Here is a 13438-nt window from a genome sequence, read left to right as displayed (position 1 = left end):
GTCAATCTTATCCGGCGCCGTTTGGCGCCGGAGTGGCGCGCTGTTCATTGCCACGACCTCACTGTTTGGCGCACCACCGTCCCGTGAGCATTCGTGTCGGGTGGGCGGCGGCGTGGTGAATTGGTGCGCCGCTAGGCTGTCTCAACGTGATCATTCCGCATTGGCTGTTGGCGAAATCAGCGCCGAACGTTTGCCGCGATGGAGATCCTTGGCAAACACGCAAGCCGAACTGTGCCCAGGAGATAGCTTCAAGGCCGGTGGCATCTGTTGTTTGCATTCTTCGACCACCAAGGGGCAGCGAGTCCGGAACCTGCAGCCGGATGGTGGATTCGTAGGGCTCGGCACCTCCCCGATCATGACCGGAACCCTGCGCTGCTTTTCAGCGATCGGATCGACCTCCGGTGTCGAGGCCAGCAACATCTGCGAATAGGGATGGCCAGGGTGATCGTAGAGTTCCTGCGATGGCCCGTGCTCCACGATCTTGCCGAGGTACATCACGTAGACGCGCGATGCAGCCTGCCTGACCAACGCAAGGTCGTGGGCAATGAACAGGCACGCCACCCCCAAATCTTTCTGCAGGTTCAGGAAAAGGTTCATCACCTGGGCTCGGATGGACAGATCCAGTGCGCTAACTGGTTCATCGCAGATCAGCACTCTTGGATTCACGGCAAGGGATCGGGCAATCGCAACGCGCTGGCGCTGCCCTCCGGACAGTTCCCGCGTGTGCCGATCCTTCAAAGCGTCCGCCAGTCCGACCTGATCCAGGAGCGCCTTGGTACGATGGTTGCGGTCGGATTGTGATTTCAACCCGCTGATCAGCAACGCTTCATCGATCGTCTCACCGACCGTCTGTCTGTCGTTCAGGGACGAATATGGATCCTGAAACACGTATTGAAGCGCCCTGCGGCTTTCGCGCAGTGCTGCACCGGAGAGTGTGGTGAGGTCCACTCCATCAAAAAGGACTCGTCCCGCACTTGCCTTTTCGAGACCCACAATGGTGCGGCCGAGCGTCGACTTTCCGCAACCGGACTCGCCTACCAGACCGACGATCTCGCCCGGATAGAGCTCGATCGAGACGTCGTCGACGGCATGGATGAACTTGCCTCGCTGAACGCTTTTGAAGCGCGTCTGCAGATTTTCGACTTTCAGAACAGGACCGTGCGTCATGCTGCTGCCTTCCTTTGGTTGACAACCGCGCAGGCCACGACAACAGCGCTGTCGGCCGACCGCGCAAGTGGAGGGCGGCTTGCGGTGCATGCGGGAATTGCGAGCTCGCAGCGCGGCGCAAAGGCACAGCCTTTGAATGGCGCGCCCAGCGTTGGCGGTATCCCGGGAAGACCGCGAAACTCCGAACCGATCGGGTCTTCCCGCCGCGGGATCGCGTTGATCAACCCTCTCGTGTACGGATGGCGTGGGGTCACGAGGACCTTGTCCACGGGACCTCGTTCGGCGGCCCGAGCCGCATACATGACAACGATGTTGTCGGCCGCTCCGGCGACTACCCCCATATCGTGAGTAATCAGCACCATGGCCATGTTGAGCCGCCGCTGCAGGTCCTTGAGCAGGCGCAGGATTTGAGCCTGGACCGTCACATCGAGAGCGGTCGTAGGCTCGTCCGCGATCAGAAGTTTCGGCTCGCCGGCCAGCGCAATGGCAATTACGATGCGTTGCCTGAGACCACCCGACAGTTCGTGGGGGAATTGACGAAGTCGCGCTGCTGGATCCGAGATGCCGACCAGCTTGATGAGTTCCAACGCCCGCTCCTCCGCGGCGCGCGGGGTCATCTTGAGATGGAGTTCCGCCATCTCGGCGATCTGCCTTCCAACACGGCGGACGGGGTTCAGCGCGCTCATCGGATCCTGGAAAATGAATCCGATCGACTTGCCTCGTATCTTACGGATCTCGGATTCCGGCAAGCCGATCAGTTCGCGCCCGTCGAAGCGCACCGATCCCGACAAGTTCGTCGTCACGCCGGTCGGCATTAGCCCGAGCGGCGCGAAGTTCATTACAGTCTTGCCGCTACCGCTTTCGCCGACGATGGCAAGACATTCTCCCTGCCGGACGGTGTAGCTGACGCCATCGACGGGACGTACCGCGGCCTTGGCGGTGAGGAGATCGACCGTCAGATTGCTGACTTTCAAAAGGAGTTCGTCATGCATCGGAATTCTCCTTGGCCCAGCCGGCGATCTCAATTCTGCGCAAGGCGAGCGTCCGCCTCGAAAGCGGCTTGGGAATGCGATTAAGTGCTATGGATTCGCCGAGGATGTTGAAACCGATCACCGCAGCAGTCAGGGCTAGGCCGGGCAGGATAACCTGGCGCGGATCGGACTCGAGATACGGTAAAGCATCAACAAGCATCTGTCCCCATTCTGGCGTGGGCGGCTGAATGCCCAGACCAAGGAAGCTGAGCGTTGCGACAGCCAAAGCGGCTGTCCCGGCATCCGCCGTCGCATAGACCATCACCGCGCCGATGGTGCCGGGCAGCAAATGGCCGAAGTAAATGCGACATGGGCTGGCGCCCAGTACACGCAGGGCCTCGATATGCGGCTTGCTCATGATGCTGACGGCCACGGCCCGGCTGATACGACCGCTCATCGGCCACCATGCCAGTGACAGAGCCAGTACCATGGTCCAGTAGCCCGGCCCGACGATCCCGATTACGGCAAGGGCAGTGATCAGGCTTGGGATGGACAGGCCGACGTCGACGATGCGCATCAGCAGGTCGTCTACCCAACCGCGGTGATAGCCCGCGATGGTCCCCATGGCGACACCGATCGTCATTGCAATGATGAGGACCGAGCCAACGCTGACCAATGACGTATTCGCAGCGATGATCAGGCGGCTGAGCGTGTCGCGCCCAAGATGGTCGGTGCCGAGCCAGTGTGGGGCAGTTGGTCCCTGGCCGGTCTCCAGCAAGTTCTGTGCGCTGGGATCTTGTGGGGCGAGCCATGGCGCGAAGCTGCCCAGGGCGACGAAAAGGCCGATCACGATCAAGGCCACGCGGGGCATCTTGTTCAACCGGGCAAGTGCAGGCTTGAATCTATTCATGGTCAGCTCCATTGGCGCCGGATACGGGGATCGGTCATCAGAACTGCGAGATCTACGATCAGATTCACCACGATGAAGAAGGCGAGGAAGATCAACAGGCAGGCCTGCACGACCATGAAGTCCCGGAACTTCACGCCTTGGAGAAAGTAGTCGCCCACGCCCTGCCAGGCGAACAGCGGTTCAACGATGATAGCCGTTGCGGTCATCAGGCCGACCTGGGTTCCCAGTGCATTGATGAACACAGGTATGATGTTTGGCAGCGCGTCCCGGAACAGGATGGCGGTCCGTCCCAGACCTTTGCTTTTGGCCGTCAACACGAAGGGGCTGGCCATAGCCTCTTCCAGTCCCACACGAACGACACGGCTGAGCACGGCGGCGGGCAGCACCGCGACAGTGACCCATGGCAGCACCCAACTTTCCGGACCGCCGAAGCCGAAGGATGGAAAGAGCTGAAAGGTGACGGAGAATCCATAGATCATCAGCGCACCGACGAAGAATGTCGGTGTCGATGCGCCGAGAAGAGCCAAACCGCGCGAAACGCGGTCCGGCAGTCTGTAGGGCCAGAAGGCACCCAGGAATCCGAGAGCCAGGCCGAGCAGGGTCGCAATCACGCCGCTGCCACCGATAAGGGTACCGGTGACCAACATGCGCTTTGGCAAATCCGCACTGACTTCCTGGCCCGTTCTGTAGGAGATGCCAAAATCTCCTCGGACTGCATCGCCAAGCCAACCCGCGTAGCGCATCAGCAGCGGCTTATGCAGTCCGATCTCTTCGGCAACCTTTTCGACATAACCCGGTGTTGCGACTGCTCCTCTGAGTTCAGCGATGAGAACAGCGACATTTCCCGGAGCCGAAACAACCAGGGTAAAGCAAACCAGAGACGCCATGAACAGCAGTACGAGGGAGTGCTTCAGCCTCTTGCTGATGAAGTGGATCAAAACGCCCTCCCTCTACTCGGCCAGCACGATATTTTCGTATGGCATGTCGTATTCGGTGACCGGGCTGGTGAAGCCCTGGACCCGCTTGGAGTGCGCCCAGATGCTGGGAACGTAAACCAACGGCGCTATCGCGTCGTTGTCACGCAGCCAGTCGTAAACCTTTTGGATCGATGGCTCTATCTGATCACCAGTTGCTGCCGTCGCCGCGTTGATCAGCGGGTCCAGGTTGGCCGGATCGGTGAACAGCTTGCCTTCGACATCGTTGTTGAAGGTCGAGAGGCACAAGGCCACCACCGTGCCGAACGGATCGTAAGGAGCCCCATAGGTCAAGAAGAAGCCGAGATCGTATTTCCGTTCGAGCATGTCGGTGTGCTTGGAAGCGTGGTCGACAGAGCGGACGATCAAATCGATGCCGATTTCCTTCATCTCGGATTGTATGACTTCGGCCACGACGCGAGAGCCGGGAACGGCGTCGGGACTGACAACAATCTCAAGCGTCAGTGGTGTGCCGTCCTTGGAACGCACGGGCCCACCCGTCCAACCCGCCTTCTCCAGGAGCGCTGATGCGGCCGCAACGTCGCGAACTGGGGCATCATGCTGGGTGCCAGCAAATGGCAATGCATCGGAGAACAGGTTGCCCGCCGGGCGGGCAAAGCCTTGGTAGAGCGCCTGGGAAATCGCCGCGCGATCGATCCCTATGCTGATGGCCTTGCGCACTTGCGGATCCTTAAGCGCTTCGGTGCGATCGGGATTGAAAGCCATCACCAGTGTGACGTTGCCGGGATCGATGACTACGTTGAGCCCTGCGGCCTCGAGTTGCTTTGCCTCAACGGGGGTCAGCGGCGCGATCCAAAACCCGCCGACGAGATCGATCTCGCCAGCGCGCAGGGCTGCAACCCGCGCGCGCGGATCAGGGATGACCTTGGCTTCGAGACGTTGATAAGTCGGCTTGTCGCCCCAGTAGCCGTCGTAGCGCTCGAAAACACTTTGTGTATCGTCAGCGCTAATTTGACGCCAAGGCCCGGTGCCGACGGGTTCGACAAATTTGCCATTCGCATCGACCGACTTGGGGCTAAGGAACCTCGGCGGCCGCGTGTATGAAAGCTCCTGCATGAGCGCCAGCGGCGGCTCCTTGAAATGAAGGGCCACTTGGTGGTCATCGACCACCTCTAGTGATTGAAAATACTTGGAGCAGTTCATCCAGCTGAACTGATCGAGTCCCAGCCAGCGCTCAAGATTCCACTTGCAGCTGGCTGCATCGAACGCTGTGCCGTCCTGGAAAGTGACCCCCTTGCGCAATGTAAGGTGCAGTGTCTTGCCGCCGTCTTCGATCTTCCAGTCGGTCGCAAGGCAAGGCTCGATCTGGCCGCCCTTGCCGTACCGCACCAGCGGATCGAACATCAGGTCCTGAATGGCCCAGATCGCGTAGTGGCTCTGCGGATCGAGATTGCCCGCAGGCTTGGCGATAGCCACTCGCAATGTGCCCGCCGCCCCTTCGGCAAAGGCAAACTTGGTGAAGGTAGCATCGGTTATGGCGAGTCCTAACGCCCCTGATCCGATCTGCAGAAATGTACGCCTGTTGAATGACATGATTGCTCCTCTCCTTGCTTATTGTTCCCTGGGGCCCAGGTTGCCTCGAAAGGCACTGGGGCCTTTTTTATAGACATAGTACATCATCGTATACAATCTAATTAAGACATCGTATCCCTTTGATATAAGATTTTGTGCTCATTTGCGCAGGTTAGGTCTGCACCGCAACCCCGGCTCGCGCGACGACCTTGCCGCGCTTGACGACCAACGCGCGCGGCCGGTGGGACACGACGGCATCGGCGAGTGTCTCGCCTTCCACCAAAACCATGTCCCCCCAGCAGCCAGGCATGAGTCCGTACCTTTCCAGCGCAAGAACTCCGGCACCGCCGCGCGTGCAGACGTCGAGGGCCCATTCGAGTTCATCGTCGCGGCGAAAATTGTTGCGCAAGCCGACAAACATCGCGCGTTCCAGCATGTCACCACTGCCGTAAGGTCCCCAGATGTCACGGATGCCGTCATTTCCGGCGCCGACGACCACTCCAGCAGAGCGCAATTTGGCGACCGGAGGCGACGGCTGCGATGCCGGCCCGGTGGTAAGAATATGGATCGAAAGCTCCGCCAACTCGTCGATTAGTCGGCCGACATAGTCGGCATCGTGCATGCCGAGACAGAAGGCATGGCTGACTGCCACCCTTCCCTGCATGCCGAGTGCACGGGTGCGTTCGATGATGAGCTCGAGCGAAAAGGCGCCAAGCTCTCCCGCTTCGTGCAAATGGATATCTATGGGCCGGCCAAAGCGTTGAGCGAGGTCGAAAATTGCATCGAGGTGCCCTTTGGGATCGCGATCAACCCCAGCAGGGTCCAGCCCGCCGACCACCTCGGCGCCCATTTCCAACGCCCGTCGCATAAGTTCGACAGTGCCAGGCCGGATCATCATACCGCTTTGAGGAAAGGCGACTATCTCAATATCGACGAGGTCTCGTAGCTCGTCACGAGTGCGCATGACGCCCTCTACACCGGCAAGGCCGTGCACGGTGTCGATATCGACGTGGCTACGAATATGGGTGGTGCCTTGCGCCACTGAGGCAAGCGCCTGTCGACGCGACTGGCGGACCGGATCGATACCCAAGCGGATCTTGGCTTCACGCTCGATGTCGATCTTGTCTATCAAGCGAGGGCCGACTTCATTTCGATACCACGCCATTCCGATCATCGATTTATCGAGGTGGGTGTGCGCTTCGACCAAGCCCGGAACGACGATGCGACCTCCGCCGTCCTCCACCAGCCCTCCCAAAGGTGAAAGCTCCGGCTCGACGCGGGTAATGCGGCCATTTTCAATAAGAATATCGACATTGGCGCCAGCCATCGGGCGCACATTTCTAATCAACAAATTGGTTGTCATGCGGGGCGCTCCTCCCAGAGGCAGCCTATCGTCTGCGGCACGGCGACGACCGCCTGCAGTTCCGTGTACGCAACTACCGCATAATTGTATACCTATTTCAAGATAAATCGTATCCCATATTGACAAAAATATGTCTTGATCGATAAGTTGCGGGAGCTTAGGGGGAATGCGATGACCAAATCGAGTCGAGCCGAAAACGTCTACTTGTCGCTGCGTCGCGCCATCATTGAGCAGGCGCTTCGCCCCGGTATGAAATTGCCCGAAGACGCGATCGGCGAGCAGTTCAGCGTTAGCCGGACCAGCGTACGAAACGCGCTTGTCCGACTGAGTGCCGAAGGCTTGGTGGAGGTCAGGAATAATCGCGGAGCCTGCGTCGCCGAACCGACGCTCGAGGAAGCGTTAGATATATTTTCCCTACGACGCTGCCTGGAGCGCGAGGTAGTGGACCGGCTTTCGCGAAAGATCACACCCGCTCAATTTGCGGCACTTGAGGCCCACGTCAAACTTGAAGGGGACGCAGTAAACACGAGCGGACCATTATCGATACGGCTGGCGGGCGAATTCCACATTCTGCTGGCCGAACTCACGGGATCGAAGCCGCTGACCCGTTATGTCAGCGAGATTGTATCGCGCTGTTCGCTGATCCTAGCCTTGTACAGCCGTCCGCACTCCGATCAGTGCGGCGTCGACGAACACGTCGAAATCATTCAGGCGCTGCGCCAACACAATCCCGAGCGCGCCATGCATGCGATGGAACACCATCTCGAGGCACTCGAGGCGCGGGCGCAAATCAGCGATCAAACTGAGCCCGACGTTCGCTCCATCCTGAGCACATACGCTCAGGCAGGGTAACCAACTCTCAAGCAGCTTGGCAAAATTCAGGAGGATATAATGCTCAACCCCCAACCCGAGCCGGTGGGGCAGCGGAGCCACGTGAGCATCGACTTCGCCCGCATCTCGGCACGCGAACGCTACAAGCTGCTGATCGGGGCAGTGGTGCCTCGGCCAATCGCTCTGGTGACCACACGACACCCCGACGGGACTGTCAATGCTGCGCCCTACAGCTTCTTCAATTGCCTCTCGGCCGATCCTCCAATCCTAGCCCTGGGTGTGGAGAACCATAATGACATGTCCTTCAAGGATACGACGCTCAACATCCGACTGACTGAGGAGTTCACAGTCAACATCGTGGACCATGCGCTGGTTGACGCCATGAACGTCTGTGCCGTCCCATTTCCTTCCCACATTGACGAACTGGCCGAGGCCGGGCTGACGCCTGCGCCCGGTGAGACGGTCCAATGCCCCTACATTTTCGAAGCGCCTATAGCCTTCGAATGCCGCCGACATTTGACGCTTGGCCTTGGTAAGTCGCGCGAGATTGTCCTTGGTCAAGTTATGCGGATGCACATTCGTGAGGATCTTGTTGACCAAGAGCGTTTCTATATCGATCAACTCGCGCTAGACGCCGTCGGCAGAATGGGTGGACACGGTTATTCGACCACCCGCCACCAGTTTGACCTGCCAACCATGTCGCATGAGCAATGGTTGGCAATGAGGCCTATGCCACCCAACACCGATGGATAGGGCCCTGATCGCGCAACGCGCTCGTCGCTTCAATCATCCTTCCTGATCGGGCAGAAACGCTGCTTGCGGCCAAGGACTCTGCCGATGCCGGGCTGGGAGAATATTCACTGCAGCTGGGCTACAGCGCACTGGAAGCTGTTAAAACCCCTTGCGGCAAAGGGCTTCAAGATCCGCCTTTGTCATTTCCTCGATGCCGAGCGCAGGAAGAATATCATTATCTCCCTTGAGATCCCGGCCATAAGCCGCCGACAAGATGGAAATTCCGGATTCATGGAGTATGGCCGGATTTCCGCTGATTTTCCCAAGGACTGCCGTCGGCAACAAGCCGAACGGAACGTCCTCAAGAATATAGCGACTTTCGATAGTTGTCGGACCAAACCCGCCCCGACCTTGACGATCCATCTCCTGGTTCATGTCCGAAACAGTGCTCATGGGCACATGAAACGACAATGAAAAATGTTCCTGGACGGTACGAACGGCGATACCGAAATGGGCAGCTATGGCCAACCGTTCAGCATCCAGAGCCTCGATAAAGCGGCCAACGGCAGGAGTGACATTTCCCCCCTGGCTCCACTGCTCGGCCTTCTCCATGCGTGTGAGATTGAGAAGGGCAATTCCCAGATGGTTCTGCGGATTGAGGTTGCTGAGCGCAATCGCCAGCAGACCATCCCGCTTGACGAAACGATCGCCGAACAAGGCCGTGCAAAGCTCGTACCCTTGGTCGAGCGCATCGAAAGGCAGCGTCGCAACATCAAGCTTCTGGCGAATGGAAGTGACATTGACTTCGGTTGATCCGAGCTGGCGACCAGTCAGTAGTGTTGTGCCCCAAACGACGATCGGCAACCTGACTTTGCGTTCGGCCAACCGCTTGGAGAGATACAGCGCCCCGAACGAACTGTGCGAACTGATGATGACCGGAATTCCATCTGCCAGATGAGGGACGGCGGCGTCCATCACCATCTTGTGGCCGTAAGCCGGAAGCGCGATCACCACCACGTCCGCGTGGTCGATAGCATCTCTACAATCCTTGGCAATGCGCACCGGCACCGTCGCCTCGATATCCCCCGTCGCCTTCAATAATTCGCCAGTAGCCAACGTTCTGGTGCGGTGTCCCGACGGTGACCAAAGCGTTGGCGAGTGTCCCGATTGTGCCAAATAGGCCGCAAGGCCATAGGCAATTGCTCCGGCGCCCAGAATACTCACGCGCATAACATTCCTCCTGTTGCAGGCTTTATGGTTCGAGAATCCTTGCCGTCCCCGCCTACAAGTTTTTTCATCACGAGGTTCGAATTGGAGTCACGTCGGTTGCCCCCAGCTATTTCGATCAAGGGCTCCGGCTCTGAGCCGGCAAGCGCCGCTGTGAACATTAGTTTCCGCTTGACATATATCAAAAATGAATGAGACGATGTCAATCATACGGATTTCACATGTAGGGAGAAGATGGAAACTCGGGACCTTCAGACCTTCCTTGCGGTTGCTGCCAGCGGCAGCATTACCAAGGCGGCTGACATGCTCGGGCGTTCCCAACCTGCGGTGACACGCACCATTCAGGATCTTGAGGCAGAACTTGGCTTCGAATTGCTGCACCGGGTCGGTCGACGGGTGCAGCTATCTGAAGAGGGTGTCGCATTTGAAGAAGAAGCGCGGCGACTGCTGATGTCCTTCACCGAGCTCGCGGCGCGGGCCAAGATGATCGCCGCCGGCCGGGGTCGGATCCTGCAGATTGTCACAACCTCTGCGATCGGCACTGGCCTAATCCCGACGGCCATGGCCGAGCTCAAGGGTATCGAGCTTCCGCACGAGACACATCTCGGACAGTTTCTTCCCTCCATCGTCGCCCAGGAAGTGCGCAGCGGTCGTGCCGAGATCGGCTTTTCAAGCCTGCCGCTCGATACGCCCGGTCTGGATGTCCTGCGGCTCTATTCGGCGCCCGATGTCGCTGCTGTGCGGGAGGACGATCCGCTGGCTGAACTTGACGTCATACCGCTTTCAGCTTTTGCCGGTCGCCGCGTCGCCACGTTGCTCAACCCCCTGCGTTTCCAACTGCATGTCTCCAAGGCATTGGCGGCCAGGGGCATCGACACCGGGCCAGTGATCCGGACGAATACTGCCTATGGCGCGTTGCAGCTTGTACGCCGGACCGGCGTTGCCGCTGTCATTGATCCCCTCACCGCCTACGGCGTGGCCTTGCCTGGGGTCGCCATCCGCCCGATTGACGCGACCGTTCTCTTTTATTGGGGTGTCGTGGCTGCCGCAAAACGTCCCCTTCGCCCAGTCGCGCAGGCGCTGATGGAGGCGGTCGAAGCGGTGGCTGAACGGTCGATTGTCGGCTTCAAGAAACTCGATCCGGCCTTGGCCAGCCAATTGGTGAACGATCCCGCGTCGGGCACAAATAACGGAACGGGAATATGAAGCATACTCCTACCCCGGCAGCATCGACAGGCCTTGCCGCGTTGGAAGCCCAACTCGCGCAGGATCTCGACTTCCTCGAATTGCCTGCCAAGCCTTGGGTCCCCACACGCATGCATGAGGGCGCCCCGGTCCGTGATGTCGTCGTGATCGGCGCTGGCATGTGCGGACTTGCAGCCATTGCAAAGCTGGTGCTTACCGGGATTACCAACGTCGTCGCCTATGACGCGGCTACGGCAGGGCTCGAAGGGCCGTGGGTAACGTTTGCCCGCATGCAAACGCTCCGGTCCCCGAAGACTCTCAACGGTCCGTCGCTCGGCCTGCCGCAATTGACGTTTCGCGCCTGGTTCACGGCGCAATGGGGCGTTGAGGCCTGGCGGTCGCTGGACAAAATCCCCAAGGGCCAGTGGAGGGACTACCTTGTCTGGTACCGCAAGGTTCTTGGCCTGCCGGTGCGCAACAGCGTGCGCATGACCGGACTGGCACCTGTTGGAGATCTGATTTCGATCAATATCGAAGGCGCGGAATCCGGCCGGGTTCTCACCCGTCGTCTCGTTCTGGCCACCGGTCGGTCCGGTTTGGGCGGTTTTGCCGTGCCCGATTTCCTCAGCGGCGTCGATCGCGCCTATTGGGCCCATTCTGCCGACGACATCGACTTCGACACGCTGAAAGGCAAGCGTGTGGCAGTTATTGGCGCCGGTGCCTCTTCCATGGACAATGCCGCGACGGCGCTTGAGGCGGGCGCCGGCTCTGTCGACATGTTGATCCGGCGCAAGGAGATGCCGCGCATCAACAAGCTGACCGGCATCGGCAGCCCGGGTGTCGTACTCGGCATGCATGAATTGCCCGATGCCTGGAAGTGGAAGTTCTTCGACTACACCGCCTCCACCCAGACGCCGCCGCCGCGTTCATCCACGCTTCGCGTGTCTCGCCACGCGAATGCCCGGTTCTTTCTCGACTGCGGCATCGTAGCGGTAAGGGAAGATCCGGATGGCCTGCTGATCGAAACAACACAAGGGCCAATGCGCTACGACTTCCTGATCGCGGCAACCGGCTTTTCAAACGACTTCGGCGGCCGCCCGGAATTTGCAGCCCTCGCACCGCATATCCGCACCTGGTCAGATGGTCGTTATTCACCGGAAATGGGGCTGCCGCGTGCAGGCATGTCCGATGCACCGGATCTCGGTCCCGCCTTCGAGTTTCGTGAGCGCGTCCCCGGCTCCTGTTCAATGCTGTCGCATATCCACTGCTTCAACGACGCCGCCATGCTGACGCACGGCAAGGTCTCCGGTGATATCCCAGCCGTCAGCGCGGGTGCCGACCGCCTGGTCCGCGGCATTGCCGCATCGCTGTTTGCCGAAGATGTCGAAACCCACTTCGCCAACCTGATCGCTTACGACACGCCCGAACTTCTGGGCGACGAATGGGTCGATTCAACACCCTCGTTGGAGAAGGAGGCCGCGCTGTGATCGACGCAATGGACAAGGCCGCCGGTCTATCACCGGACGATGCGCTTTTCAGCGCGCGTCGGTTTCGGCCTGAATTCGTGCTGGGGGCCGAGGAATGTCGCCTCTCCGTCCTGCAGCCAGCAAACGACCAAGGGCTTGCGCCTAATTTGCGGGGTGCTCTGGCCCGTCGCATGGCCGCTCTGAATGCCGATCCGGTCCTGATGGCCGAATACGATGTGCTGCTGGCTCAGCTCGATCCGACTGAGCAGCTTCTGGCCTTAGCCCAGGGGGAAACGGATTTAGAAGAGCCATTGGCGACCATCGCACGTCATGTGGACCTGATTACGCTGACACCGAAAAAGGCGGAAGCGGGCCACATCGCCCTGCTCGCCCAAGCTGGATTGAACAATCCTCAGATCGTCGCCCTTTCCGAGCTCATCGCCTTCGTCAATTTCCAGACGCGGGTGGCAACCGGCCTGCGATTGTTGAGGACGGCATGATTTCCGCGGTGCGCCTGAAGCCCTTGAATTGGCATCCGTACATAGCGCCGGTCGAGCTATCCGAGGCCACGCCGGAACAGCTTGAAGCGATGAAGGTCACGCCATCAGCCAAGAAAGTTTCGGAATATGTGCGCACCCTTGCGCATGACCCTGAGAGCTACCTTGCCCGCACGGTTCTGTTCAACGCAATCATGTATGTCGAAGGCGGGCTTGCCCGCCCTGACCGCGAGCTTGGTGCATTAGGTGCGTCCACCGTCAATGGCTGCAAATTCTGCGCCGTTGTTCACGCTCGCAGGCATGCAGAGCTGACCAAGAACGACGAAGTGGTCACCGCGCTCTATCTCGATAAACCTGAAGCGCTCGGCCCACGCGATGCGGCAATCTACAGTTTTGCCCGCCGCCTGTCGGCGGCCCCGTCGGAAGCGACGGCAGACGATATCGCCGCGCTTCGATCAGTCGGCATGGACGACCGCGAGATTATCGACCTGATCCACGCCATATCGATCTTCGGCTGGGCGAACCGGCTGATGCACGTTCTCGGCCATGCGGAAAGCGGGTGATGATGTCGCATGCGGTCGA

The 13438-nt window shown here is 59.5% G+C and carries 13 protein-coding genes; 6 read left to right on the top strand and 7 right to left on the bottom strand.

Annotation, left to right across the window (positions count from 1 at the left end; genetic code table 11):
* Positions 1-150: 150 nt before the first annotated feature.
* From NKJ88_RS21615 to NKJ88_RS21590, 6 genes are all read right to left on the bottom strand, one after another.
* A complete protein-coding gene (locus NKJ88_RS21615; protein ID WP_352445368.1) occupies positions 151-1167 on the bottom strand; it encodes an ABC transporter ATP-binding protein in 1017 nt (338 codons plus the stop codon).
* Positions 1164-2159, bottom strand: coding sequence for an ABC transporter ATP-binding protein (locus NKJ88_RS21610; protein WP_352445366.1), 996 nt, complete (start codon positions 2157-2159; stop codon positions 1164-1166). The genes NKJ88_RS21615 and NKJ88_RS21610 overlap by 4 nt, the downstream gene beginning before the upstream one ends.
* On the bottom strand, positions 2152-3060 hold the full coding sequence (locus NKJ88_RS21605) for an ABC transporter permease (protein ID WP_031196315.1): 909 nt from the start codon (positions 3058-3060) through the stop codon (positions 2152-2154). Before NKJ88_RS21605 ends, NKJ88_RS21610 begins: the two co-directional genes overlap by 8 nt.
* A complete protein-coding gene (locus NKJ88_RS21600) occupies positions 3051-3986 on the bottom strand; it encodes an ABC transporter permease (RefSeq protein WP_352445364.1) in 936 nt (311 codons plus the stop codon). Before NKJ88_RS21600 ends, NKJ88_RS21605 begins: the two co-directional genes overlap by 10 nt.
* Before the next feature lie 12 nt (positions 3987-3998).
* Positions 3999-5576, bottom strand: a complete 1578-nt coding sequence (locus tag NKJ88_RS21595) for a nickel ABC transporter substrate-binding protein (RefSeq protein ID WP_352445363.1) — start codon at positions 5574-5576, stop codon at positions 3999-4001.
* 151 nt (positions 5577-5727) lie between these two features.
* Complete coding sequence (locus tag NKJ88_RS21590; RefSeq protein ID WP_352445362.1) at positions 5728-6918, bottom strand: amidohydrolase family protein; 1191 nt, start codon at positions 6916-6918, stop codon at positions 5728-5730.
* Between the two features lie 171 nt (positions 6919-7089).
* Here NKJ88_RS21590 and NKJ88_RS21585 point away from each other — a divergent pair, with 171 nt between their 5' ends.
* Both NKJ88_RS21585 and NKJ88_RS21580 read left to right on the top strand, forming a co-directional pair.
* A complete protein-coding gene (locus tag NKJ88_RS21585; RefSeq protein WP_352445360.1) occupies positions 7090-7770 on the top strand; it encodes a GntR family transcriptional regulator in 681 nt (226 codons plus the stop codon).
* A 39-nt stretch (positions 7771-7809) separates the two neighbouring features.
* On the top strand, positions 7810-8502 hold the full coding sequence (locus NKJ88_RS21580; RefSeq protein ID WP_023708294.1) for a flavin reductase family protein: 693 nt from the start codon (positions 7810-7812) through the stop codon (positions 8500-8502).
* A 138-nt stretch (positions 8503-8640) separates the two neighbouring features.
* Here the strand turns inward: NKJ88_RS21580 and NKJ88_RS21575 are convergent, their stop codons facing one another.
* On the bottom strand, positions 8641-9711 hold the full coding sequence (locus NKJ88_RS21575) for an NAD/NADP octopine/nopaline dehydrogenase family protein (RefSeq protein WP_352445357.1): 1071 nt from the start codon (positions 9709-9711) through the stop codon (positions 8641-8643).
* Positions 9712-9942: 231 nt separating this feature from the next.
* Between NKJ88_RS21575 and NKJ88_RS21570 the strand changes: the two genes are divergently transcribed.
* Genes NKJ88_RS21570 through NKJ88_RS21555 form a run of 4 tightly spaced genes read left to right on the top strand, consistent with a single transcriptional unit; the run spans position 9943 to position 13419 of the window.
* The gene (locus NKJ88_RS21570) at positions 9943-10914 is read left to right on the top strand and encodes a LysR family transcriptional regulator (protein WP_352445356.1); all 972 of its coding nucleotides are present in this window, start codon (positions 9943-9945) and stop codon (positions 10912-10914) included.
* The gene (locus NKJ88_RS21565; RefSeq protein WP_352445354.1) at positions 10911-12380 is read left to right on the top strand and encodes an NAD(P)-binding domain-containing protein; all 1470 of its coding nucleotides are present in this window, start codon (positions 10911-10913) and stop codon (positions 12378-12380) included. Before NKJ88_RS21570 ends, NKJ88_RS21565 begins: the two co-directional genes overlap by 4 nt.
* The gene (locus tag NKJ88_RS21560) at positions 12377-12859 is read left to right on the top strand and encodes a CMD domain-containing protein (protein WP_352445352.1); all 483 of its coding nucleotides are present in this window, start codon (positions 12377-12379) and stop codon (positions 12857-12859) included. The genes NKJ88_RS21565 and NKJ88_RS21560 overlap by 4 nt, the downstream gene beginning before the upstream one ends.
* Complete coding sequence (locus tag NKJ88_RS21555) at positions 12856-13419, top strand: peroxidase-related enzyme (RefSeq protein WP_352445350.1); 564 nt, start codon at positions 12856-12858, stop codon at positions 13417-13419. The genes NKJ88_RS21560 and NKJ88_RS21555 overlap by 4 nt, the downstream gene beginning before the upstream one ends.
* Positions 13420-13438 lie beyond the last annotated feature (19 nt).

Origin of the sequence: Mesorhizobium sp. M0016, from assembly GCF_040324035.1 — a bacterium.
Lineage (GTDB): Bacteria > Pseudomonadota > Alphaproteobacteria > Rhizobiales > Rhizobiaceae > Mesorhizobium.
Note: the sequence above shows the minus strand (reverse complement) of the source record. Positions and strands in the feature narration are given on the sequence as shown.

Bases quoted from the DNA above. Each gene is read 5' to 3' on its own strand.
- NKJ88_RS21615 (WP_352445368.1), bottom strand. From the start codon at position 1,167: ATGACGCACGGTCCTGTTCTGAAAGTCGAAAATCTGCAGACGCGCTTC.
- NKJ88_RS21610 (WP_352445366.1), bottom strand. From the start codon at position 2,159: ATGCATGACGAACTCCTTTTGAAAGTCAGCAATCTGACGGTCGATCTC.
- NKJ88_RS21605 (WP_031196315.1), bottom strand. From the start codon at position 3,060: ATGGAGCTGACCATGAATAGATTCAAGCCTGCACTTGCCCGGTTGAAC.
- NKJ88_RS21595 (WP_352445363.1), bottom strand. From the start codon at position 5,576: ATGTCATTCAACAGGCGTACATTTCTGCAGATCGGATCAGGGGCGTTA.
- NKJ88_RS21590 (WP_352445362.1), bottom strand. From the start codon at position 6,918: ATGACAACCAATTTGTTGATTAGAAATGTGCGCCCGATGGCTGGCGCC.
- NKJ88_RS21585 (WP_352445360.1), top strand. From the start codon at position 7,090: ATGACCAAATCGAGTCGAGCCGAAAACGTCTACTTGTCGCTGCGTCGC.
- NKJ88_RS21580 (WP_023708294.1), top strand. From the start codon at position 7,810: ATGCTCAACCCCCAACCCGAGCCGGTGGGGCAGCGGAGCCACGTGAGC.
- NKJ88_RS21575 (WP_352445357.1), bottom strand. From the start codon at position 9,711: ATGCGCGTGAGTATTCTGGGCGCCGGAGCAATTGCCTATGGCCTTGCG.
- NKJ88_RS21570 (WP_352445356.1), top strand. From the start codon at position 9,943: ATGGAAACTCGGGACCTTCAGACCTTCCTTGCGGTTGCTGCCAGCGGC.
- NKJ88_RS21565 (WP_352445354.1), top strand. From the start codon at position 10,911: ATGAAGCATACTCCTACCCCGGCAGCATCGACAGGCCTTGCCGCGTTG.
- NKJ88_RS21555 (WP_352445350.1), top strand. From the start codon at position 12,856: ATGATTTCCGCGGTGCGCCTGAAGCCCTTGAATTGGCATCCGTACATA.